The organism is Nocardioides jejuensis, assembly GCF_004337475.1.
Classification (GTDB): Bacteria; Actinomycetota; Actinomycetes; order Propionibacteriales; family Nocardioidaceae; genus Nocardioides; species Nocardioides jejuensis.
The window spans coordinates 22,073-44,561 of the sequence record NZ_SJZJ01000022.1 but is presented as its reverse complement, the minus strand read 5'-3'; the positions used below and the strand labels follow the sequence as shown (position 1 = coordinate 44,561).

Sequence of the window (22,489 nt, the reverse complement as noted above, 5' to 3'; positions counted from 1 at the left end):
GCCCCGGTCCCCACCTGTCGGCGTGTGGCTCACCCACTTACAAGCTTTGAAGGAGACACCACAACCGTGGCCGTCAAGATTCGCCTCAAGCGCCTGGGCAAGATCCGGGTGCCGCAGTACCGCATCGTCGTCGTCGACGCCAAGAAGAAGCGCGATGGCGCCGTCATCGAGGAGATCGGCACGTACCGCCCCAAGGAGGAGCCGTCGTTCATCGCGGTCACCTCCGAGCGCGCGCAGTACTGGCTGGGTGTCGGCGCGCAGCCGACCGAGGCCGTCGAGGCGATCCTCAAGATCACCGGTGACTGGCAGAAGTTCAAGGGTCTCCCGGGCACCGAGGGCACCCTGAAGGTTGCCGCTCCGAAGGCTGACAAGCTGGAGCTCTTCAACAAGGCCCTCGCCGAGGCCCACGCGGAGCCCGTCTCCGAGGCCATCAAGAAGGCCGAGAAGAAGAAGGTCAAGGCTGAGGAGCCGGCCGCCGAGGCTCCGGCCGAGGTCGAGGCCCCCGCCGAGGAGGCCGCTGAGGCCGCCGAGGGCACCGAGGCGTGAGCATGCTCGCCGATGCGCTCGAGCACCTCGTGCGCGGCATCGTCGACCACCCGGACGACGTGACGGTGCGCGACAAGCAGCTCCGTCGCGGCTCCGTGCTCGAGGTCCGGGTCCACCCCGACGACCTCGGCAAGGTGATCGGCCGCAGCGGTCGCACCGCCTCGGCGTTCCGCACCGTCATCTCGGCCCTTGCGGGTCGCGGTGGCGCGCGCGTGGACTTCGTGGACGTCGACCGCCGCAACTGAGCAACACCGCCGACGGGCGTCACCCCTTGTGGGGTGGCGCCCGTCGCGCATTTCCCCGACTACCCTTGCTGACCGTGAGCAGCAGCATCGAGGTCCTGGTCGGTCGTATCGGCAAGCCCCACGGCATCCGTGGCGAGGTGACGGTCGACGTCCGCACCGACGAGCCGGAGCGGCGCTTCGAGCTGGGTGCGCGCCTCGACGTGACGCCGCCCAAGGGGTCGGCGTACGCCACCCGCGTCCTGACTGTCGAGAAGGTGCGCTGGCACCAGGGCGTGCTGCTGGCGAAGTTCGCCGAGATCGCGGACCGCAACGCGGCCGAGACCGCTCGTGGCGCGCTGCTCCACGCGCACATCGACGCCGCGGCGTCGCCGGAGGACCCGGACGAGTTCTACGACCACCAGCTGATCGGCCTGACGGCGTACAACCTCGAGGGTGTCGAGATCGGCACCGTCACCAAGCTGCTCCACGGTGCGCAGGACCTCCTCCAGATCCGTACGCCGGACCGCCGCGACGCGCTGGTGCCGTTCGTGACGCAGCTGGTGCCGGAGGTGGACGTCGCCGCCGGTCGCGTGGTCATCGCCGACCGCCCCGGTCTGGTGACGCCGTTCGAGGAGACCGACGAGCCCGATCCGGAGCAGACCCAGCGTCAGACGCCGAAGCCGCAGCGATGAGGATCGACGTCCTCTCGATCTTTCCCGACTATCTGGCACCGCTCGAGCTGAGCCTGCCCGGCAAGGCTCGTGCCAAGGGTCTCCTCGAGCTGCACGTGCACGACCTGCGTCGGTGGACCCACGATCGCCACAACACCACCGATGACACGCCGTACGGCGGTGGCGCCGGCATGGTGATGAAGCCGGAGCCGTTCGGTGAGGCCTTCGACGAGCTCGGTGTGGACGCCGGCACGACGGTCATCTTCACCACCCCGAGCGGTGAGCCGTTCACCCAGGCGCTGGCGCACGAGCTGAGCACCCGCGAGCGGCTGGTCTTCGCGTGCGGGCGCTATGAGGGCATCGACCAGCGCGTCATCGACCACGCGCGCGAGCGTGCCGAGGTGCGCGAGATCAGTCTCGGCGACTACGTGCTCAACGGTGGCGAGGTCGCCGCACTGGCGATCACCGAGGCCGTCGTACGCCTGATCCCGGGGTTCATGGGCAACCCGGACAGCCTGGTCGAGGAGTCCCACGAGGACGGCCTGCTCGAGTACCCCGTCTACACGAAGCCGAAGGAGTGGCGCGGCCACGAGGTGCCCGACGTCCTCCTGTCCGGCGACCACGGCAAGATCGCGGCGTGGCGCCACGACCAGCGCGTACGCCGGACGGCCGAGCGCCGCCCCGACCTCCTCGCCGCGTCGGTCGTGGGGGAGTGGGAGATCGTCCGCGGAACCCCCGCGGACGCCGGCGAGCTGCTGACGCTCCAGCGGGCCTGCTGGGTGCAGGAGGCGACGCACAACGACTTCTTCGCCCACCCCGCGCTCCACGAGGACGTCGCCGAGGTGCTGGCGTGGATGGCGGAGTGGGAGACCTGGGTCGTCCGGCGTGCGGGCCGGCTCGTGGGCGCGGTCCGCGCGCGACTCGACGGTGACGCCTGGGAAATCGGTCGTCTGATGGTGGCGCCGGACCTCCAGGGCAGCGGCCTCGGGCGCGTGCTGCTCGAGCACGCGCAGGCGGCGGCGCCGAAGGACGCGACGTCGTACGTGCTCTTCACCGGGGCGGCCAGCTTCGCCAACCAGCGCTTCTACCAGCGCAGCGGCTTCCGGCTGCGGCCGGACCTCGCCGGTCCGGCGTACGGGGTGGTCATGTCGAAGCCCGTACGACGCAAGCGCCGCTGATTCCTCGCTGAGCCCTGCTGAGCCCCGCTGGGCGCCGCCCTCGTTGTGCGTGAGGCGCAACCGGATCATGTCGTTTCGCCGTGAGATCTGTTACAGGCGCGAAACACAAGGTGAGATCCGGCGAAATCCGGCACCTGCAAGATCCTGCCAACGCCATGGTCAGCAGCGTCGCCGACCCGGCATTGTGTCTCTCGGCAGCATTGCCGATACAGGAAGAGGTTGGTGAATGTCCGCAGACAACGTATGGCTGCTCGTGGCCACCGCCCTGGTCATCTTCATGACCCCGGGTGTTGCGTTCTTCTACGGCGGTCTGGTCAAGGCCAAGTCCGTCGTCTCCATGATGATGCTCAGCTTCGGTGCTCTGGGCCTGATCACGGTCCTCTGGGTCCTCTACGGCTACAACATGGGCCAGCAGCTGCCCTCCGGTATCCAGCACTTCGTGGGCAACCCGTTCAGCGACTTCGGTCTGCTGGACAACGCCAACGGCAAGGGTGACTACAACATCATCTCGATGCTGTTCGACGGCTCCTTCGCGATCATCACCGTCGCGCTGGTCTCCGGCGCCATTGCGGACCGCTCGCGCTTCTGGCCGTGGATGATCTTCGCCGGCCTCTGGGGCACCGTTGACTACTTCGTGGTCAAGGGCTGGGTCTGGGACACCGACGGCTGGATCTACAACTTCGGCACCACGTGGCTCGGCGAGAAGCTCGAGGGCAAGGACGGCGTCGGCGCGCTCGACTGGGCCGGTGGTACCGCGGTCCACATCAACGCCGGTGCTGCTGCTCTGGCTCTCGCGCTCGTCCTCGGCAAGCGCAAGGTCGGCTTCTCCAAGGAGGAGGCGGTTGCCCACAACGTGCCGCTCGTCCTCATCGGTACGGCCATCCTCTGGTTCGGCTGGTTCGGCTTCAACGCCGGCTACAACGGTGGCACCGACGCTGGCGCCGGCCTCATCGCGATGAACACGCTGGCCGCTCCGGCTGCCGCCATGATCGGCTGGCTCCTGGTCGAGCAGCTCCGTGAGGGCAAGCCGACCGCCGTCGGTGCTGCGGGCGGTGTCGTCGCCGGTCTCGTCGCGATCACCCCGGCGTGTGCGCACCTCAACCCGGTCTGGGCGATCGTCCTCGGCCTGCTCGCCGGTGCCATCTGCGCCATCGCGATCGACCTGAAGTACAAGCTCGGCTTCGACGACACGCTCGACGTCGTCGGCGTCCACATGGTCGGCGGCTTCATCGGTTGCTGGTTCCTCGGCTTCTTCGCCGAGTACGCCCCGGGCACCGACGGCGTCAGCAAGATCGACACGGGCATCTTCTTCGGTGGCGGCGCTGACCAGCTCATCACCCAGGTCGTCTGCTCCATCGCGGTCTTCCTGTACTCCTTCATCACGGCTGCCGTGATCGGTCTCCTCATCGAGAAGACGATCGGCTTCCGCGCCAAGGAGGAGGACGAGATCGCCGGTATCGACCTCGCGCTCCACGGTGAGGGCTACAACTACGGCGTGTGATCACACACCGCTGAACAACAGCGAAGGCCCGTCCCGCATCACGCATGCGGGGCGGGCCTTCGTCGTAGCCAGGCGGGGGCGGTCAGTCCTCGGCGTGGAGGGTGAGCGCCTTCTCGCTGATCCGCACGCTCAGGTCGTGCACCTCGTGGAGCACGTCGCGCGCGAGCCAGACCGGCGTACGGCGAGAGCCCTTCGCGCGGGTGAGCACGTCGGCCTCGACTGCTTCGGCGACGACCGCCTTCGCGGCCGGCTCGTCGATCGTCAGCCGATCGCCGACCAGGGGGAGGTTGATCATCGGCTCCTCGATGACCAGGTCCAGCAGCCGGTACGCCGGGGTGCCGGCGTACGGGCGGCCGAGGGCTGCCTGCCAGCGCTCGCGGATCTCGACGATGTCCGTGGCGGTCTGCCGCGACTCTCGGGTCGCGATGGAGGCGGCCGACGCCAGCATGGTGACGATGGTCGACGCGTTGCCGGCGCGGTAGTCGTTGAGCGCCTGGAAGTACTGGTCGCGGTGCGAGACCAGCCCGGAGGCGATCGGCACGGTCAGGTGGCGGGTCACCCGGCGCTTGCGGAGCACGGCGTGGATCAGCGCGCGCCCGATGCGGCCGTTGCCGTCCGTGAACGGGTGGATCGACTCGAACTGCGCGTGCACGATCGCGGCCTGCGCGAGCGCGGGCATGTCATCGCGGTTGGCGAAGACGAAGAGGTCGTCGAGGTACTCGTGCACGGTCTCCGGCGGGGGAGGGACGTGCAGGGCGCCGAGCGGGGAGTAGTCGCTGCCGCCCACCCAGTTCTGCCGGTGACGGACGTGTCCCGGGCGGACGTTGTCACCGGGCACGCGGGAGAACAGGTCGTGGTGCGCCTGGAGCATCGCCTCCTTCGACACCGTGCGGGGGAGCTGGCCCGCCTCGCGGATCATCCGGGCGAGCGCCGAGGTGGCCGACGCCATCGACATCGCCGAGGAGTTCGCGCCCTCGCCCAGCAGCGCCTTGCCGTAGTCGGCGAGCGAGGCGTCGACGTTCTCGATCTTGGAGGAGTCGACGGACTCGGTGCGGAGCAGGAGGCCGTTGAGCGCGGCCAGGGTGCGTCCGTGCACCATGTCGAGGTGGGTGAGACCGCCGGCGACCGCCTCGAGCATGCGGAGCAGCGCGGGCTCGGGCTCGAACGTCAGCCGGGCGATCTTCGGTGGCAGGGCGACGGTGATGTCGCGGACCAGCCGGTCCTTCCGCGGCCCGCGCGGAGCGGCCTGACGCCAGGGGCGGACCTCGTGCGTGTGCGGGGGCCAGTCCGTCACGTCGGGGGAGCTCATGGGCGGATCCTTCCAGCAGCGACGCCCGATTTTCCGGCGTACGCGCTCCTGACGTAAAGTTCTCCCTTGGTCCACGCTGGCCGAAGGAATGCTCCGGGACACACACGGAGGTTCCGCTTCCCGCTCCTGCCACAGGGGGCGCAGGGAGCCGCCGGCCACGCAGCGTGACCACCCCGAACGATCAAACCGAAATCTGCGGTCGACCTGTGGCGTCCGTCAGGAGTGAACATGAGCAACGTGATCGACCAGCTCGCCGCTGGCATCAAGCGCGACGACGTCCCGGCCTTCCGCGCCGGTGACACGATCAAGGTCCACGTCAAGGTCATCGAGGGCTCGCGCTCGCGTGTCCAGGTCTTCCAGGGCGCGGTCATCCGCATCCACGGTTCGGGCATCGGCCGCACCTTCACCGTCCGCAAGGTCTCGTTCGGCGTCGGCGTCGAGCGCACCTTCCCGCTGCACTCCCCGATCTTCGAGAAGATCGAGGTCGTGACCCGCGGTGACGTCCGTCGCGCGAAGCTCTACTACCTGCGCAACCTCACGGGCAAGAAGGCCAAGATCAAGGAGCGCCGCGAGTTCTGAGTCATCTCGACTCGCAGGGCCAGTTAGGCTCTGCCGCGTGACTTCCGAGGACCGCGACCCCAACCCGCTCGACGGGACCACCGACAACGGTGAGGGGGCGCGGTCCTCGACCATTTCCCTGGGCCCGAAGGGAAAGCGCCAGCTGCCGATCTGGCAGGAGTCGATCCTGCTGCTCTGCATCGCGCTCGGCCTGGCCGTGCTGCTGAAGGCCTTCTTCATCCAGGCCTTCTACATCCCGTCGGAGTCGATGCTTCCGGGCCTGCACGTCAACGACCGGATCCTCGTCCAGAAGGTCTCCTACTGGGGCGGTGGCACCCCGCAGCGCGGTGACGTCATCGTCTTCTCCGACCCCGACGGCTGGCTCGTGGGCGCCGAGAGCGCCGGCCCGACCAGCCCGGTCGCCAAGGGGCTGGCCAAGGTCGGGCTGTACCCGACGGGCGGGCACCTCGTGAAGCGCGTCGTCGGCGTCGGCGGCGACGTCATCACGTGCTGCGACAAGCAGGGCCGCCTGAAGGTCAACGGCGTGGCGGTCGACGAGAAGGCGTACCTCGCCAAGGACACCCCGTGCGCGGCGCCGCTGAGCCAGCAGATCGTCCGCCCGAACCAGAAGTGTGGTGCACACGATCTCAAGGTGACCGTGCCGAAGGGCTACCTCTTCGTGATGGGCGACAACCGCATGGACTCCGCGGACTCGAGTGCCCACATCTGTGTGCCGGGCAGCACCACCTGCGCGCCGACCCAGGGGTTCGTGCCGGTCGACGACGTCGTGGGCAAGGTCTTCACGCTGGTCTGGCCGCTGAGCCGCTTCGAGATGATCTCGCGGCCCGACGACTTCAAGGACGTTCCGGATCCGAAGTGAGCACCACCGCTGCCCCGTCGCTCCGTGTGGAGCGCCGCCTGCTCCGTGAGGGGGTCGCGACCCTCGCGGCCGCCGACGAGGTCGGTCGCGGCGCCCTCTGCGGGCCGGTCACGATCGGCATGGTGCTGATCGACGCCACGACGAAGTCGGCGCCGACCGGCGTCCGCGACAGCAAGCTGCTCACGGCCGCTGCCCGTGAGCGGCTCGTGCCGCGCATCCAGCGCTGGGCCATCTCGTACGGCGTGGGGCACGCCAGCCCGGTCGAGATCGACGAGTTCGGCATCACGGCGGCGCTGCGTCTCGCCGGTCAGCGGGCGCTCGCCCAGCTGTCGGGGGAGGTGGGGGTGGTTCTGCTCGACGGCAACCACGACTACCTCAGCGAGCCGGAGCAGGACGCCCTGTTCGGAGCCCCGACGCCGGTCGTGGTCGAGGTGCCCCGCGTGGTCACGATGATCAAGGCAGACATGAAGTGCGCGGCCGTGGCCGCTGCGAGCGTGCTGGCGAAGACCGCGCGCGACGCGCTGCTGCTGGAGCTCGCCGACGAGTACCCGGCGTACGGCTGGGCGGACAACAAGGGATACAGCGCCCCCGAGCACCTGGCCGCCCTCGTCGAGCACGGCCCGACGCCCCAGCACCGGCTCAGCTGGCGGCTCCCGGGGTGTGAGGCGCTCGACCCGGCGGCGTTCCGGCGGGCCGCGGCGTCCGGCCTACCGGTGGGCGTGCAGAATGGCGCGGACCCACTTGCCGGGCCGTCACAGGAGGAGTCGCGATGAGTGCCGAGGATCTCGAGAAGTACGAGACCGAGATGGAGCTCCACCTCTATCGCGAGTACCGCGACGTCTCCCGGATCTTCAAGTACGTCGTCGAGACCGACCGCCGCTTCTACCTCTGCAACCAGGTCGACGTGAAGGCACGCACCGAGCAGGGTGACGTCTTCTTCGAGGTCTCGATGAGCGATGCCTGGGTGTGGGACATGTACCGCCCGGCGCGCTTCGCGAAGAACGTCAAGGTGCTGACGTTCAAGGACGTCAACGTCGAGGAGCTCGCCAAGCCCGACGACGACCCCAAGGTCTGACGTCGTCCCTGAGGGCTGACCGATCGGACTAGCCCGAACGGCTCATTTCGTCCCTGCGGCACGACAGGTGTGGCGAGCGCCACTATCCTGATCCGAGGTGCCGGGAGGGAAACCGCACCGATTGTGGACACGCCTTGGGAGGGGTCATGTCTCGTCGTGCTTTCGCGCGCGTACGTGCGCAGAGGGATGAGAGCGGTGCGGCTGCGCTGGAGTTCGCGCTGGTGGTGCCGATCCTGCTCATGATCGTCTTCGCGATCATCAGCTACGGCTACATGTTCAGCGTGCGTCAGGCACTGACCCAGGCAGCGGCCGAGGGCGCGCGAGCCGCTGCGGTCAGCACGCCCAGCACGCAGGCTGCGACGAATGCGACGGCCGCGGTCAACTCCGCGCTCTCGAGCCTCTCCTTGACCTGCGGTAGCGGGGGCCTCACCTGCACGCCGACGACCATCACCTGTGGGTCGGCCACGTGCATGAAGGTGACGGTCTCGTTCGCGTACCGCGCGCACAACCCGCTTCCGAACCTGCTGCCGAGCGCGATGATCCCGACCAACCTCAGCTTCAGCTCCACCGCCCAGGTCAACTGATGAGGTGGATCCGGATGCGTCCGCGCGAGCGTGACGAGCGTGGAGCGGTGGCCGTGTTCACGGCACTGCTCATCTCGACCGTGCTCGTCGGGGCGACCTCCTTCACGCTGGACCTCGGCTACCAGCGGATGGCCCGTCGCGACATGCAGGCAGTGGCGGACGTGGTGGCGATGGACATGGCCCGCAAGCTCGACGGTTCGACGTCATCGGTGCTCAAGGCCAACTCCGCGTGGCAGTCGGCCCTCTCTGCGTCGCTGGCCCGGCAAGGTCAGACCGTGGGCTCTGCACTGTCGGTGAAGACCTGCAACGCGGCCGACGTGGCGTCGGCGAGCGCGAGTCTTTCGACGACGGGCATCTGCGCCTACCCGGGCATCCTCAACGCGAACGGGACGTTCTCCGACAGCGGCTCCGCTGCCGCGACCCACGTCAAGGTGCTCACCCGCACCAGCGTTGAGTACTTCCTGCCCGTCTTCTCGGACTCGGGGTCGGTGGCGCGCTCCGCAGTCGCTACGTCGCAGAAGACCGCCTGCTTCCGCCTGGGTTCCTTCGCGGCCCGCATCAACACCTATTCGTCGGTCCTCGGGCCGCTGCTGAACAAGGCGCTCGGAGTGAACCTCTCGGTCCTCTCCTACCAGGGTCTGGCCCGCGGCAACGTCAGCCTCCTCGACCTGGCCACCCAGCTGGGAGTGGGCAGTGTCGACGCCCTGGCAACGACCAACGTGACCTTCGGGTCGTTGATCAACGCGACTGCCGCGATCCTCACGCAGAAGGCCGGGGACCCGGACGCAGCAGCTTCGCTCACCGTGCTCCAGCAATTGAATGCTGCCGCGGGGCTCAGCACGACGGTCAACCTCGGCAAGCTCTTCTCGCTCACCGACTCGAGCGCTGCGGCGAAGCAGGCCACCGTCAATGTCCTGGACCTGATCTCCGGCGCGGCGTTCATCGCGAACGGGTCCAACGCGCTCGCGATCCCGCTCACGATCAGTCTTCCGGGCATGACGAACGTGACCGCCAACGTCAAGGTCATCGAGCCGCCGAAGATGGCCTGTGGTGCCGTCGGGAAGGCGAAGGCACGTACGGCCCAGATCCAGATCGACGTGACCGGCAAGCACACCACGTCGCTGCTCGCGCTGGTGACGACGACGGTGGACGTCACGATGAGCCTGAAGGTGGCATGGGCCGAGGGCCTGCTGACCGACGCGGTGTGCGGAGCCGGCACCAGTGCGTCGCCTTATGGCATCGACGTGCTGACGACCAGTGGACTCGCCACCCTCGACCTGGGACTCGCTGCCAAGACCATCACCCTGCTCGGGCTGTTGCCGGACGTGAACGCGTCGGTGGGAGTGTCCGTGGTTGCCTCGGGCGGAAGCCAGACGGCCCAGGTCCGGGTGCCGCCCAAGGACTTCAACACGCCTGTGGAGACGGGTTCCGGCTCCATCGGCCTGGCGGGGAAGGGCTCGACGAGCACGATCACCAGCGACGTGCCCCTTCTCGGACAGACCGGCTCCGCGGTCGTCAACTACGTCCTCAACACGGTCCTCGGGCCGGTCGTCTCGGCGCTCGACACGCAAGTCCTCGCGCCCATCACGGAGGCCATCGGTGTGAACCTCTCGGGAGCCGATGTGTACATCTCACCGCCGGCGCCGAACTGTTCGTCGCCGCGGCTCGTCGGCTGACCCACGCTTCCGACCCGGTTTCCGTCCCCATGCCGGAAGCCGGGTCGGAGTTCCACATCCCTCTGCTCGGGACCTCGTCCGCGTGCGCGGTTCGGACACCGTGTGTCGCAGGAGGTGTCGACGATGACGAACGGTCAGATCCAGCGCGTGTCACCCGACGCGCGCACACGGGCACAGAAGCTGGGTGCGTACGGCGAGCAGCTCGCCGCCCGCCACCTGGTGGGCGAGGGCATGGTGGTCCTCGACCGCAACTGGCGCGGGGTGGGTGGTGAGCTCGACCTCGTCCTGCGCGACGGGGACACGCTCGTCGTCTGCGAGGTCAAGACGCGCAGCTCGACGTCGTGGGGTGCGCCGCTCGAGGCGGTGGGGCGTCGCAAGGCGGACCGCTTGCGACGGCTGGGCGCGCAGTGGATGTCCGCACACGGAGTGCGGGTGCCGGACGTGCGCATCGACCTGGTGGGTGTCCTGCGCACGGCCGATGGTCCGGTCGTGGAGCACGTCCGGGCGGTCGGTGCATGAGCTGCGCGACCGCCCGCACGATCACGCTGGCCGGTGCCCTCGGGCATCTGGTGGACGTCGAGGTCGATGTCTCGCAGGGGCTCGTGGGCACCAACCTGGTCGGCCGGCCGGACGCGGCGATCAACGACGCCCGCGAGCGCTGCCGCACCGCGATCCACAACATCAAGCTGACCTGGCCGGCCACGCGGCGCGTGACCATCCTGCTCTCGCCGGCCGACCTGCCCAAGCGCGGGTCCCAGTTCGACCTGGCGATCGCGGTGGGGATCCTCGCCGCGACGGGTCAGGTGCCCACACGACTGCTCGAGGAGACCGTCTTCCTCGGCGAGCTGGGGCTGACCGGGCAGCTGCGGCCGCTGCCGGCAGCACTTCCCATGGTGATGGCAGCCGCGCGATCCGGCGTACGACGCGTGGTGGTGCCGCAGCCGCAAATGGCTGAGGCGTCCCTCGTGCCCGGTGTCGAGGTCTTCGGCCTGCGCTCGCTCGATCAGGTGGTCGCGTGGCTCCGGGACCAGGTGGTCCCCGATGCTGCGCCCGTGGCGACGCAGGCAGGAGCGCGGCTGCTGCGCTGGCGGGGCGACGACCGACTCGCGCACCTCGACCTGGCGGATCTCGACGGCATGGCGGAGGAGCGGCTGGCGCTGGAGGTCGCCGCGGCCGGTGGGCACCACCTGCTGCTGACCGGTCCGAAGGGCGCGGGCAAGACGTCGCTGGCCGAGCGCCTCCCGGGGATCCTGCCGGATCTCACGGTGGACGAGTCGCTGGAGGTGACCGCCATCCGCGCGCTGGAGCGGACGCTCGGGCCCGACGCTGGCCTGGTGACCCGCCCGCCGTACTCCGCACCGCACCACCGCGCATCGCTGGCCAGCGTGATCGGGGGCGGCTCCGGCGTCGCCCGGCCGGGCGAGATCAGCAAGGCGCACTGCGGGGTGGTGATGCTCGATGAGTTCCCTCTCTTCGCCCGCGACGTGCTCGACGCGTTGCGGCAGCCGCTGGAGTCGGGTGAGGTGACCATTGCGCGCGGCGAGGAGGTCGCCACCTTTCCGGCTCAGGCCCTGTTCGTCCTGGCCTGCAACCCGTGCGCCTGCGGCAATTTCGCTGCGTCCGTCGCGGTCGACCGGTGCGTCTGCGACGCGCGGACCCGTCGGGAGTATCACCGTCGTCTCGCAGGGCCTGCGATCGACCGCATCGACATCAGCCGGGAGGTCCGGCCCGAGGCACCGACCCCGCGGGGTCCGATCGACCCGCTGCCCGAGGATTCGGCGACGGTCCGTGCCCGGGTGGCGGCTGCGCGGGCCCGTCAGGCGGTCCGCTTCGACGGGATGCCCTGGCGGCTCAACGCACACGTGCCGGCTGCCCGCCTCCGCGACACCTGGCCGCTGCCGGACTCCGGCAGGGCATTGATCGAGGCGGCCGTGCACAACGCATCGCTGACGCGGCGCGGCATGATCCGGGTCCATCGGCTCGCGTGGACGCTTGCCGACCTCGCGGCTCGCCCGGTTCCGATCGACGCCGACGTGCAGGTTGCCCTCCGGTTGCGGACGGGGGAGCGGCTCGACTCCTGGATGATCCGGACGGCATCGTGACCGCGTCCGACGCCGACCGCGTGGCCCGTGTGGGGCTGAGCCGCCTCGGTGAGCCCGGCGACCCGCGGATCAGTGCGCTGCTCGAGGAGATGGGAGCCGTGCGCCTGTTTGCCGCGCTGACCGAGGAATGTGACCTCGAGGGAGTCCACACCGATGTGGCCGCACGTCTCGCCGGCGCCGATCCCGGGCGGGACCTCGAGCGCGCTGAGTCACGCGGCATCCGGTTCGTCGTCCCGGGGGACGACGAGTGGCCGCCCCAGGTGGGCGACCTGGCTGGGGCGGGCACGGTGCACGACCGCGGTGGCGCACCACTGGGCCTCTGGGTCCGCGGCCCCGTCAGGCTCGACCAGCTGCAGGACAGCGTGGCCATCGTCGGCTCGCGGTCGTCGACCGCCTACGGCGAGGGGGTGGCACGAGCCGTCGCGGGGGATGTCGTCACCCGCGGGATGACCGTCATCTCCGGTGCGGCCTTCGGCATCGACCAGGCTGCGCACCGGGGTGCTGTGGCTGCGGGCGGGGCGACGGTCGCGGTGCTGGCGAGTGGCGTCGACCGGCCCTACCCCGTGGCGCACACGCGCCTGATCCAGCATCTCGCCGATCACGGAGCCGTGGTATCGGAAGTGCCGCCTGGCAGCGCGCCGACGCGTGTGCGCTTCCTGATCCGCAACCGGCTCATTGCTGCGCTCTCGCGGGGCACGCTCGTCGTCGAGGCGGCCAGCCGCAGCGGGGCATTGAGCACTGCTCGGTGGGCAGAGCGGCTCAACCGCACCGTGATGGCCGTGCCCGGCCCGGTGACCAGCATCCAGTCCGCCGGTCCGCATGACCTCGTGCGGTCAGCGGCTGCCCAGCTGGTCACGTCCGGTGCCGAGGTCCTCGAGCTGCTCGGCGCCTCCGGGAGCCACCTGATCGTCGAGCCATGTCGGCAGACCCGTGCGCGAGATGTCCTGCGCCCGCGGGAGGCGCGCGTGCTCGACGCCGTCCCGGTGAGCCGTCCGGCCACGACCGAGTCGATCGCGCGCACGGCGGGGCTCGGCCTGGTTGCCGTCCAGACCGCGCTCGGGTTCCTCGCGCGCGACCAGTTCGTCGAGCGGCTGGAGGAGGGCTGGCGCCTCGGGCCGCAGGGGCGCGCCTGACCCGTGCCTCGACCCCCGGTCCCTACGATCGAGGCATGACGGAGAGCGAGCTGTTGCCCGAGGCGTACGCCGCGGTGCTCGCCGACTTCGAGCGGCACCTGGCGGTCGAGCGCGACCTGACACCGCACACCGTCCGTGCCTACCTCGGCGACCTGGACTCGTTGCTCGGTCACGTCGCCCGCCTCGGTGGCGACAGCCTCGATGACCTCGATCTGCGGGCGCTGCGCAGCTGGCTCGCCAAACAACAGACACTCGGCAAGGCACGCACCACGATCGCCCGCCGCGCCACCTCGGCACGTGTCTTCACCGCGTGGCTGCTCCGCACCGGCCGCATCACCGCCGACCCGGGCGCCCGACTCGCCTCTCCGAAGGCTCATCGGGTGCTCCCTGAGGTGCTGCGCCAGGACGAGGCGATCGCGCTCGTCGAGACGGCGACCGCCACCGCGGCGGAGGAGGGCCCGATGGGCGTCCGCGACGCGGCGATCCTCGAGCTCCTCTACGCCACGGGCATCCGGGTCGGGGAGCTCTGTGGTCTCGACATCGACGACCTCGATTTCGACCGCAACGTGGTGCGCGTCTTCGGCAAGGGGCGCAAGGAGCGCACCGTCCCCTTCGGGCAGCCGGCGTCGGCCGCGCTGCGCCGATGGATCGCCGAGCGCTCGAGCATCGCACGCGCCGGATCCGGTGCGGCCCTCTTCCTCGGTGCCCGCGGCGGCCGGGTCGACCAGCGCGTGGTGCGGCAGGTCGTCCATGACCGGGTGAGCAGCGTGCCGGGTGCCCCGGACATCGCTCCCCACGGCCTGCGCCACACTGCGGCCACCCACCTGCTCGAGGGCGGCGCCGACCTCCGCACGGTGCAGGAGCTGCTGGGTCATGCCTCGATGGCGACCACGCAGGTCTACACGCACATCAGCAACGACCGGTTGCGCACCGCCTACCAGCAGGCGCACCCGCGGGCCTGAGTCACCTCACGCGGCGCCCGGCAGTCCCACCCAGGGCTTGAGTCGCACCGGCCCGGTGGCGCCGATGAGCTCGAGCGGGTCGAGATAGGTCTCGCCGCGCAACCATCCCCAGTGCAGGCAGCTGGCGGGCAGGCAGTGACCACCCGGCTGCAGCACGCCGATCGGCGCACCAGCGGCGACGCGGTCGCCCACGTGTGCCAGCGCCGTCACCGGCTCGTAGGTCGTGCGTGTGTCGCCGTGGCTGACGACCACCACGCCGCGTCCCGCGATGCGGCCGGCGAAGACGACCTGGCCCGCAAGTGCGGCACGCACCGGTGCGCCGACGGATGCCTCGAGGTCCACGCCGCGGTGGCCGGCGGCATACGGCGTCGGGGGAGGGGCGAACCCGTGCACCACAGCGGGGGAGTCGCCGACCGGCCACACGCCGTGGCCGCGTGGATCCACGTGGTTGACGCCAGTGGGAGCGCGCGTGCTGGCAGGCGCGGACGCCGGCGCCGGCGCGATGGCAGGGAAGACCGAGAAGGTGCTGAGCAGCGCAGGAATGATCAGGTACATGCCCTGAGCCTCCGCCGCGCTTCGAGGCCCGGTGGTCTGCGGCACCGCTTCGGTGGAGGAGCACTGCCAGACCCGCCGTTGTGCACGGAAACCGGGATGGCGAGACGGAGTCCGCCGGATTCGCTCACGACCCGGTGAACGACTAGTCTGAGAGGGCAACCCATCCGTGGGTTGACTTCGCGCGCCTGATGACCGCGACGGCTCCTCCCTGGGGGCCGGTCGCACGCGGGCTCCGCTCCTCGGTTCCGTCGCACGACGGGTCGGAGCGGTGTGCAGGCGCCAGGGCCACCGGCACCCGTCGGAGGCAGCAACTGAAAACACATCCGCACCGGGATCCCGGAGCGCCTCCCTCACGGGCCAAGGCGACTCGTACACGGGCCGGGGCGACACACCAGGAAGAAGAACCACCATGGCAGTCGTGACCATGCGCCAGCTCCTCGAGAGCGGCGTCCACTTCGGACACCAGACCCGTCGCTGGAACCCGAAGATGAAGCGCTTCATCATGACCGAGCGCAACGGCATCTACATCATCGACCTGCAGCAGTCGCTGGCCTACATCGACCGCAGCTACGCCTTCGTCAAGGAGACCGTGGCCAAGGGCGGCACGATCATGTTCGTCGGCACGAAGAAGCAGGCCCAGGAGGCCATCGCCGAGCAGGCGACGCGCGTCGGCATGCCCTACGTCAACCAGCGTTGGCTCGGCGGCATGCTCACCAACTTCCAGACGGTGCACCAGCGGATCAACCGCCTCAAGGAGCTCGACCTGGTCGACTTCGAGACGGTCGCCGGTTCGGGCCGCACGAAGAAGGAGCTCCTGCAGATGAAGCGGGAGCACGCCAAGCTCGAGAAGACCCTCGGTGGTATCCGCGAGATGACTCGCGTGCCGTCGGCCATCTGGGTCGTCGACACCAAGAAGGAGCACCTGGCCATCGAGGAGGCGCGCAAGCTGCGCATCCCGATCGTCGGCATCCTCGACACCAACTGCGACCCGGACGAGGTCGACTTCCCGATCCCGGGCAACGACGACGCCATCCGCGCCGTGGGCCTGCTGACCCGCGTGATCGCCGACGCCGCCGCTGAGGGCCTCATCGCCCGCTCCGGCGTCAAGGCCGCCGAGGGTGCCGAGACCGTCGGCTCCGAGGAGCCGCTGGCCGAGTGGGAGCAGGAGCTCCTCGCCCCGGCCGAGACGACCGAGGCTGTTGCCGAGGCGCCCGCCGCCGAGGCCACCGAGGCTCCGGCCGAGGCGACCGAGGCTCCGGCCGAGGCCTGATCAAGCTGATGTGAAACGCGGGCTGTCGTCTCGACGACAGCCCGCGTTCCGCGCGTAACCGAGACTTTTCTACGAACCAAGAGGGAAGAAGAACATGGCTTTCACCGCTGCCGACGTCAAGAAGCTTCGCGAGATCACGCAGGCCGGCATGATGGAGTGCAAGAAGGCGCTCGACGAGACGGACGGCGACCTGGACAAGGCCGTCGAGCTGCTCCGCGTCAAGGGTGCCGCCAAGGCCGCTGCCCGCGCCGCCGAGCGTGAGGCCTCCGCCGGCCTCGTCGCCGCCGCTGGCAACGCCCTGATCAGCCTCAAGGCCGAGACCGACTTCGTCGCCAAGAACGAGGCCTTCGTCAACGCCGCCAACGCGATCGCGGAGGCCGCCGACCAGGCCAAGGCCACCTCGGTCGAGGCGCTGCGCGCGGTCGCCCTCGGCGACACCACCGTCGGCGAGACCGTCGACGAGCTCGCCCGCACCATCGGCGAGAAGATCGAGCTCGGCGAGGTCGCCTACTTCGAGGGCACCACCACGGTGTACCTCCACAAGAAGGCCTCCGACCTGCCCCCGACCCTCGGCGTCCTCGTGGCGTACACGGGTGACGAGGCTGCCGCCAAGCAGGCTGCTCAGCAGGCCGCTGCGCTCAAGGCCCAGTTCCTCACCGCCGACCAGGTTCCGGCCGACGTCGTCGAGGCGGAGAAGGACGTCCTGACCAAGAAGACGCTCGAGGAGGGCAAGCCGGAGGCTGCCGTCGCCAAGATCGTCGAGGGTCGCATCGGCGCCTTCTTCAAGGAGATCGTCCTGCTCGACCAGGAGTCGGTCTTCGAGGCGAAGAAGTCGGTCAAGCAGGTCCTCGACGCGGCCGGCACGACCGTCACCCAGTTCGCGCGCTTCGAGGTCGGTGCCTGAGGCATCGCCTGACACGCACCAACGGGGCCGGTACGACGATCGTCGTACCGGCCCCGTTGTCTGTCCGGGCCGTGCGATAGGTTTGCCCCGCGCATCCGCTCCACGTCAGACCCCCGAAGGGACCTTCATGCCGGCCTACAACCGCGTCCTGCTCAAGCTCTCCGGTGAGGTGTTCGGTGGCGGCCAGGTCGGCGTCGACCCGGACGTCGTCGCCGGCGTTGCCCGCGAGATCAAGTCGATCGTCGACGCGGGCGCGCAGGTCGCCGTGGTGACCGGCGGTGGCAACTTCTTCCGTGGCGCGGAGCTCCAGGAGAAGGGCATGGACCGGGTCCGTGCCGACTACATGGGCATGCTCGGCATCGTGATGAACTGCCTGGCCCTCCAGGACTTCCTGGAGAAGGAGGGCGTCGACACGCGCGTGCAGACCGCCATCACGATGGGCCAGGTCGCCGAGCCGTACATCCCGCGCCGCGCCATCCGCCACATGGAGAAGGGCCGCGTCGTGATCTTCGGCGCCGGCATGGGCATGCCGTTTTTCTCCACCGACACCGTCGCCGTGCAGCGTGCGCTGGAGTCGAAGTGCGACGTCGTCCTCGTCGCCAAGAACGGCGTCGACGGTGTCTACACCGCTGACCCGCGCAAGGACCCCGACGCCACCAAGCTCGACCACGTCACCTACACCGACGCGATCGCCCAGGGCCTCAAGATCATGGACCAGACGGCGTTCGCGCTCTGTGGCGAGAACAAGCTGCCCATGGTCGTCTTCGGCATGGAGCCCGAAGGCAACATCCTGCGCGTCGTCATGGGTGAGAAGATCGGCACGCTCGTCAGCGCCGGCTGACGCCCCACTCGTTCGCCCGTACGCCGGGCTTCGCACTGCACCAGCACACACCAGGAGAAGACCGTGCCGATCAACAGCATCCTCGACGAGGCCGACCAGAAGATGGCCAAGTCGGTCGAGGCGACCCGCGAGCAGTTCGCCACGATCCGCGCCGGCCGCATCACCCCGACGGTCTTCAACAAGCTGACGGCGGAGTACTACGGCACGCAGACGCCGCTCTCCGGCCTGGCCACCTTCACCTCGCAGGACGCGCGCACGATCCTGATCGCGCCGTTCGACATCACCGCGATGGGTGCCATCGAGCGGGCCATCCGCGACTCCGACCTCGGCGTCAACCCGTCGAACGACGGCAAGGTGCTGCGCGCGGTCTTCCCCGAGCTCACCGAGGAGCGCCGCAAGGAGTTCGTCAAGCAGGCCAAGGAGAAGGCCGAGCAGGGTCGCATCGCCGTTCGTCAGGTCCGTCAGAAGGCCAAGCAGGCCGCGGAGAAGCTCGAGAAGGACGGCGAGGTCAGCAAGGACGACGTCACCGGTGCCGAGAAGAAGCTCGACGCGACCACGAAGAAGCACGTCGACGCGATCGACGACATGCTCAAGACCAAGGAAGCGGAACTCCTCGAGGTCTGAGAGAGTTCGCCTGTGACGACCTCCACTCCCGCCCCGCCGAAGGACCACGGCCGCGCTGGCCGCGACCTGAAGGCCGCGGTCACGTCTGCCGTCGTTCTGCTCGCCGCGATCGCTGTATCGCTCGCGTTCTGGAAGCCGGCGTTCATGTTCATCGTGGCGGCTGCGGTCGTCGTGGCCGTCTGGGAGCTCCGCAAGGGCTTCCTGGCGAAGGGCATCGATCTTCCCGAGCAGCCGCTGATGATCGGCGGCGTCGTCATGGTCGCGGTCGCCTTCGTCTGGGGCGCTCCCGCGCTGGTGACCGCGACGGCGGTGACCGCGCTCGCGATCATGCTGCACCTGCTCCGTCGCGGCGTGGAGGGCTACGTCCAGAACGCCACGGCGGCGGTCTTCGCGCTGATCTACCTGCCGTTCCTGGGCTCGTTCGTCGCCCTGCTGCTCCGCGAGGACGGCACCGCGCAGTGGACCGACCGGGTCGACTACGGCGTGCTCGGTGTCGTGGCGTTCGTGCTGGTCACGGCCGCGTCCGACATCGGTGGCTACATCGCCGGCGTCCTCTTCGGCAAGCACCCGATGGCTCCGGTCATCTCCCCGAAGAAGTCCTGGGAGGGCTTCGCGGGCTCGACGCTCTTCTGCGTCGCTGCCGGCATCGCGCTGGTCACCTGGCTCCTCGACGGCGACTGGTGGGTCGGCATCCTGCTGGGCCTGATCGCGGTCACGATGGCGACGCTCGGTGACCTCTGCGAGTCGGTCATCAAGCGCGACCTCGGCATCAAGGACATGAGCCAGATCATCCCGGGCCACGGTGGCCTGATGGACCGGCTCGACTCGCTCCTCGCCACGGTGGCCCCGATCTGGCTGCTGCTGCACTACCTCGTCTTCACGCGGTAGTCCGGACGGAACCCGGACGTGGGCTCGGGCGTCAGACCTGCATGAAGCTGCTCGTCGTCCTCGCGCTCGCCATCTCGACTGCTGCCTGTGGCTCCGAGGGCAGCCACGATCCCGGGCTCATGCCGACGCTGGCGGGTGACTACGTCGTCACGGCGGTCACCGACGGCGGGCAGCCGCACGCCGTCGTCCGGGGCACCGAGATCCGGCTCTCGTTCGCCGACGGCCGCTTCGGGATGCGCGCGGGCTGCAACGGCATGAGCGGGACGTACGCCATCGACGGCTCGACGCTGACGGTCGGGCCGCTCGCCAGCACCGAGATGGGCTGCCCGAAGCCCCGGATGGACCAGGACGCCTGGCTCGCCGGCCTCTTCGCGCGACCCGCCACGATCGACTGGCAGAAGCAGACGATCACGGCGGGGGAGGTCGTCCTCACGATCCTTCCGCGCACGGCCGTGCATCCCGATCAGGACCTGCGGCGGACCCGCTGGGTGCTCGACGGCCTGACCAGTGGCGACACCGCCAGCTCGGTGCCCGCCGGGCCGCCGGTGGTGCTCCGCATGGAGGGCACGGACGTGGTGCAGGTGAGCGGGCTCTGCAACGGCTTCGGGGCGGACGTGGAGGTGGCGGGCGGCGGGATCCGGTGGATGCCCCACATGCGGACCCTGATGGCGTGTGCGGACCCCGCACGTCACGCCCTGGACGACGAGGTGAGCAGCGTGCTGACCGGCCGGACGACGTACCGGATCACGGAGAAGACGCTCGTGATCACGCGAGGCGACGCGGGCCTGACGTTCCGAGCGGAGTGACCCCAGACTGCGCGATTCGGCGTGCCTCCAGAGGGATGGGAGAATCGCAGGGTCATGAGTGAGAAGTTCCAGACCCTGCCCCTCGTCTTCGAGGCCCCGCGTGGCCGCGGCAAGCCGCCGCGGCACCTCGCCGACCTCGACGAGGCGGGCCGCAAGGAGCTCCTCACCGAGATGGGCCTGCCCGGCTTCCGAGCCAAGCAGATGTCGACGCACTACTTCGGCCGTCTGGTACACGACCCGGCGGAGATGACCGACCTCCCCGCGGCTCAGCGCGACGGCCTGGTCAACGCGCTGCTTCCGGACCTCATGACGCCGATCCGCGAGCAGCAGGCGGATCGCGGCAAGACGGTCAAGACCCTGTGGAAGCTCTTCGACGGCTCGCTCGTCGAGTCGGTCCTGATGCGTTACAAGGACCGCGCCACCATCTGCATCTCGAGCCAGGCCGGCTGCGGCATGGCCTGCCCGTTCTGCGCGACCGGCCAGGGCGGCCTGCAGCGCAACATGTCGACCGCCGAGATCGTCCACCAGGTCATCGTCGGCGCCCGCGCGATGGCCAACGGCGACGTCGCCGGGGGACCGGGTCGCCTCTCCAACGTCGTCTTCATGGGCATGGGGGAGCCGCTCGCCAACTACAAGGCGACCGTCGCCGCCGTGCGCCGCTTGACCGACCCGGCGCCGGCTGGTCTTGGCCTGTCCGCACGCCACGTCACGGTCTCGACCGTCGGCCTCGTGCCGCGCATCAAGCAGTTGGCCGACGAGGGCATCCCCGTCACGTTGGCGCTGAGCCTGCATGCGCCCGACGACGAGCTGCGCAACGAGCTGGTTCCGATCAACACGAAGTTCTCCGTCGAGGAGACCGTCGCCGCGGCGTACGAGTACTTCGAGAAGACGGGCCGCCGCGTGTCGATCGAGTACGCCATGATGCGCGACATCAACGACCAGGCCTGGCGCGCCGACCTGCTGGCTGAGGTCCTCTCTGCCAACGGCCGCGGCACCGGCTGGGTGCACATCAACCCGATCCCGCTCAACGACATCCCGGGGTCGCAGTTCACGCGGTCGCGCGAGGAGGACATGGACGAGTTCGTCCGGCGCCTCAACGACTCCGGCATCGCCACGACGCTCCGCGATACCCGCGGCAGCGACATCGACGCGGCCTGCGGTCAGCTCGCCGCGGCTGAGTAGTCAGCTCGCCACGTCGGGTGTGGTCAGCGCCCGCGCGTAGTCCGTCGCTGACCGCCGGTACCTCGGCAGATGCGGCACGAGCGCCTCGATGAGCAGCCGGATCGCTTCGTCGTGACGCCCGACGTCGCGCAGCGCGAGCGCGAGGAAGACCGCGCGGGCATCGCCGATGGAGGGGTCTGCCTGCGTGGCCTCCAGCATCGCGATCGCCTCGTCGAATTGGCCGAGGTTGCGCAGGGTCGAGCCCTGCTGGATGTTCAGCTGGGCCAGGCGAGCCCCCGACAGTCCGAGCGCGCGAGCGCGCAGGTAATGCCTGTTCGCCTCCTCCTCGAACCCCGTCGAGTCGTGGACACCGCCGAGCTCGAACGCCGCCGCCGGGTCGTCGGCGGCGCGCTCGGCGCACAGCGCCAGCATCGCGTTGACCGCTCCATCCCGATCGGAAAGATCAACGGTCTCCCAGAACGCCGAGATTCGCGTCTCCCAGTCGTCAGCCATGCCACGCACACTACGGTTCGGCCATGACGCGCGAGATGACCGTTGCCGGGTCGATCTGGATCGAGGTGGCGCCCGAAGTGGTCTACGACGCGATCAGCGACGTGACCCAGATGGGGCGCTGGAGTCCGGAGAACACGGGGGCTGCCGTCGCCCGGCCGCACGACGCGGCGTACGTCGGGATGCACTTCGTCGGGAGCAACAAGCGTGGACCGGCCCGCTGGCAGACCCGCTGCACGGTGACCGCCGCCGAGCGGGGGCGCCGTTTCGCCTTCGACGTGAATCGCTATGGCCTCGCCCCGCTTCTGTTGCCGGTCTCCGTCGCATCGTGGGAGTACGCCTTCGAGGCCCGCGACGGCGGCACGCTGGTCACCGAGATCTGGCACGACGGGCGGACGCGCTGGCCGGACCTTGGCGTGCGGGTCTTCGATCCGCTGGCGACGGGCCGCGCGAGCTTCGCGGCGTTCCAGCGCGGCAACATCGCGCGCACGCTGCGCAACCTGAAGCGCGAGCTCGAGCGAGGCTGACGTG

26 protein-coding genes are annotated in these 22,489 nt (G+C 69.6%); 23 read left to right on the top strand and 3 right to left on the bottom strand.

The features are described 5' to 3' along the window. Positions 1 to 66: 66 nt before the first annotated feature. From rpsP to EPD65_RS12665, 5 genes are all read left to right on the top strand, one after another. Complete coding sequence (gene rpsP, locus EPD65_RS12685) at positions 67 to 546, top strand: 30S ribosomal protein S16 (RefSeq protein ID WP_131584686.1); 480 nt, start codon at positions 67 to 69, stop codon at positions 544 to 546. 2 nt (positions 547 to 548) lie between these two features. After that, positions 549 to 791: an RNA-binding protein gene (locus tag EPD65_RS12680; RefSeq protein WP_131584722.1), complete on the top strand. Its 243-nt coding sequence runs from the start codon at positions 549 to 551 to the stop codon at positions 789 to 791. Positions 792 to 865: 74 nt separating this feature from the next. Continuing rightward, on the top strand, positions 866 to 1,462 hold the full coding sequence (gene rimM, locus EPD65_RS12675) for a ribosome maturation factor RimM (RefSeq protein WP_207891542.1): 597 nt from the start codon (positions 866 to 868) through the stop codon (positions 1,460 to 1,462). Beyond that, on the top strand, positions 1,459 to 2,619 hold the full coding sequence (gene trmD, locus EPD65_RS16680; RefSeq protein ID WP_131584685.1) for a tRNA (guanosine(37)-N1)-methyltransferase TrmD: 1,161 nt from the start codon (positions 1,459 to 1,461) through the stop codon (positions 2,617 to 2,619). Before rimM ends, trmD begins: the two co-directional genes overlap by 4 nt. A gap of 226 nt (positions 2,620 to 2,845) precedes the next feature. Further along, a complete protein-coding gene (locus tag EPD65_RS12665; RefSeq protein WP_131584684.1) occupies positions 2,846 to 4,120 on the top strand; it encodes an ammonium transporter in 1,275 nt (424 codons plus the stop codon). An 82-nt stretch (positions 4,121 to 4,202) separates the two neighbouring features. Here the strand turns inward: EPD65_RS12665 and EPD65_RS16675 are convergent, their stop codons facing one another. Further along, positions 4,203 to 5,429 carry a Fic family protein gene (locus tag EPD65_RS16675; RefSeq protein WP_131584683.1) on the bottom strand — a complete coding sequence of 409 codons (1,227 nt, stop codon included), beginning with the start codon at positions 5,427 to 5,429 and terminating at the stop codon, positions 4,203 to 4,205. Positions 5,430 to 5,657: 228 nt separating this feature from the next. Here EPD65_RS16675 and rplS point away from each other — a divergent pair, with 228 nt between their 5' ends. The 10 genes from rplS to EPD65_RS12610 all read left to right on the top strand — a co-directional run bounded on the left by rplS (position 5,658) and on the right by EPD65_RS12610 (position 14,399). Beyond that, complete coding sequence (gene rplS, locus EPD65_RS12655; RefSeq protein ID WP_131584682.1) at positions 5,658 to 6,008, top strand: 50S ribosomal protein L19; 351 nt, start codon at positions 5,658 to 5,660, stop codon at positions 6,006 to 6,008. Between the two features lie 37 nt (positions 6,009 to 6,045). Next, positions 6,046 to 6,867 carry a signal peptidase I gene (gene lepB, locus EPD65_RS12650; RefSeq protein ID WP_243640576.1) on the top strand — a complete coding sequence of 274 codons (822 nt, stop codon included), beginning with the start codon at positions 6,046 to 6,048 and terminating at the stop codon, positions 6,865 to 6,867. Next, complete coding sequence (locus EPD65_RS12645; RefSeq protein ID WP_243640575.1) at positions 6,864 to 7,640, top strand: ribonuclease HII; 777 nt, start codon at positions 6,864 to 6,866, stop codon at positions 7,638 to 7,640. Before lepB ends, EPD65_RS12645 begins: the two co-directional genes overlap by 4 nt. Next, the gene (locus tag EPD65_RS12640; RefSeq protein ID WP_131584681.1) at positions 7,637 to 7,942 is read left to right on the top strand and encodes a DUF2469 domain-containing protein; all 306 of its coding nucleotides are present in this window, start codon (positions 7,637 to 7,639) and stop codon (positions 7,940 to 7,942) included. Before EPD65_RS12645 ends, EPD65_RS12640 begins: the two co-directional genes overlap by 4 nt. Positions 7,943 to 8,088: 146 nt before the next feature. Continuing rightward, positions 8,089 to 8,526 (top strand): TadE/TadG family type IV pilus assembly protein, encoded by a 438-nt coding sequence (locus tag EPD65_RS12635; RefSeq protein WP_131584679.1) that lies wholly within the window; start codon positions 8,089 to 8,091, stop codon positions 8,524 to 8,526. A 14-nt stretch (positions 8,527 to 8,540) separates the two neighbouring features. Beyond that, the gene (locus EPD65_RS12630) at positions 8,541 to 10,202 is read left to right on the top strand and encodes a Tad domain-containing protein (RefSeq protein ID WP_131584677.1); all 1,662 of its coding nucleotides are present in this window, start codon (positions 8,541 to 8,543) and stop codon (positions 10,200 to 10,202) included. 123 nt (positions 10,203 to 10,325) lie between these two features. Beyond that, positions 10,326 to 10,721, top strand: coding sequence for a YraN family protein (locus tag EPD65_RS12625; protein WP_131584676.1), 396 nt, complete (start codon positions 10,326 to 10,328; stop codon positions 10,719 to 10,721). After that, complete coding sequence (locus EPD65_RS12620) at positions 10,718 to 12,304, top strand: YifB family Mg chelatase-like AAA ATPase (RefSeq protein ID WP_131584674.1); 1,587 nt, start codon at positions 10,718 to 10,720, stop codon at positions 12,302 to 12,304. Before EPD65_RS12625 ends, EPD65_RS12620 begins: the two co-directional genes overlap by 4 nt. Continuing rightward, positions 12,301 to 13,437 (top strand): DNA-processing protein DprA, encoded by a 1,137-nt coding sequence (gene dprA, locus EPD65_RS12615; protein WP_131584672.1) that lies wholly within the window; start codon positions 12,301 to 12,303, stop codon positions 13,435 to 13,437. The genes EPD65_RS12620 and dprA overlap by 4 nt, the downstream gene beginning before the upstream one ends. A 35-nt stretch (positions 13,438 to 13,472) precedes the next feature. Continuing rightward, positions 13,473 to 14,399: a tyrosine recombinase XerC gene (locus EPD65_RS12610; RefSeq protein ID WP_131584670.1), complete on the top strand. Its 927-nt coding sequence runs from the start codon at positions 13,473 to 13,475 to the stop codon at positions 14,397 to 14,399. A 6-nt stretch (positions 14,400 to 14,405) separates the two neighbouring features. On the opposite strand, the gene EPD65_RS12605 is transcribed toward EPD65_RS12610, so the two are convergent. Next, positions 14,406 to 14,954: a murein hydrolase activator EnvC family protein gene (locus EPD65_RS12605; protein ID WP_131584668.1), complete on the bottom strand. Its 549-nt coding sequence runs from the start codon at positions 14,952 to 14,954 to the stop codon at positions 14,406 to 14,408. 409 nt (positions 14,955 to 15,363) lie between these two features. On the opposite strand from EPD65_RS12605, the gene rpsB reads away from it, so the two are divergent. The 7 genes from rpsB (at position 15,364) to rlmN (ending at position 21,469) form a co-directional block, all read left to right on the top strand. Further along, complete coding sequence (rpsB, locus tag EPD65_RS12600; RefSeq protein ID WP_131584666.1) at positions 15,364 to 16,224, top strand: 30S ribosomal protein S2; 861 nt, start codon at positions 15,364 to 15,366, stop codon at positions 16,222 to 16,224. A 94-nt stretch (positions 16,225 to 16,318) separates the two neighbouring features. Next, complete coding sequence (gene tsf, locus EPD65_RS12595; RefSeq protein WP_131584664.1) at positions 16,319 to 17,128, top strand: translation elongation factor Ts; 810 nt, start codon at positions 16,319 to 16,321, stop codon at positions 17,126 to 17,128. A gap of 127 nt (positions 17,129 to 17,255) precedes the next feature. Next, positions 17,256 to 17,969, top strand: a complete 714-nt coding sequence (gene pyrH / locus EPD65_RS12590) for a UMP kinase (protein WP_131584662.1) — start codon at positions 17,256 to 17,258, stop codon at positions 17,967 to 17,969. 69 nt (positions 17,970 to 18,038) lie between these two features. Beyond that, positions 18,039 to 18,593 (top strand): ribosome recycling factor, encoded by a 555-nt coding sequence (frr, locus tag EPD65_RS12585; RefSeq protein ID WP_207891544.1) that lies wholly within the window; start codon positions 18,039 to 18,041, stop codon positions 18,591 to 18,593. 12 nt (positions 18,594 to 18,605) lie between these two features. Further along, a complete protein-coding gene (locus EPD65_RS12580; protein ID WP_131584659.1) occupies positions 18,606 to 19,481 on the top strand; it encodes a phosphatidate cytidylyltransferase in 876 nt (291 codons plus the stop codon). A 41-nt stretch (positions 19,482 to 19,522) separates the two neighbouring features. Continuing rightward, entirely contained in the window at positions 19,523 to 20,287 is a 765-nt protein-coding gene (locus EPD65_RS12575; RefSeq protein ID WP_131584657.1) for an META domain-containing protein, read from the top strand. A gap of 54 nt (positions 20,288 to 20,341) precedes the next feature. Then, complete coding sequence (gene rlmN, locus EPD65_RS12570; protein ID WP_131584655.1) at positions 20,342 to 21,469, top strand: dual-specificity RNA methyltransferase RlmN; 1,128 nt, start codon at positions 20,342 to 20,344, stop codon at positions 21,467 to 21,469. On the opposite strand, the gene EPD65_RS12565 is transcribed toward rlmN, so the two are convergent. After that, on the bottom strand, positions 21,470 to 21,961 hold the full coding sequence (locus tag EPD65_RS12565) for a tetratricopeptide repeat protein (RefSeq protein ID WP_131584653.1): 492 nt from the start codon (positions 21,959 to 21,961) through the stop codon (positions 21,470 to 21,472). 23 nt (positions 21,962 to 21,984) lie between these two features. On the opposite strand from EPD65_RS12565, the gene EPD65_RS12560 reads away from it, so the two are divergent. Beyond that, a complete protein-coding gene (locus EPD65_RS12560; RefSeq protein ID WP_131584651.1) occupies positions 21,985 to 22,485 on the top strand; it encodes an SRPBCC family protein in 501 nt (166 codons plus the stop codon). Positions 22,486 to 22,489: the final 4 nt, after the last annotated feature.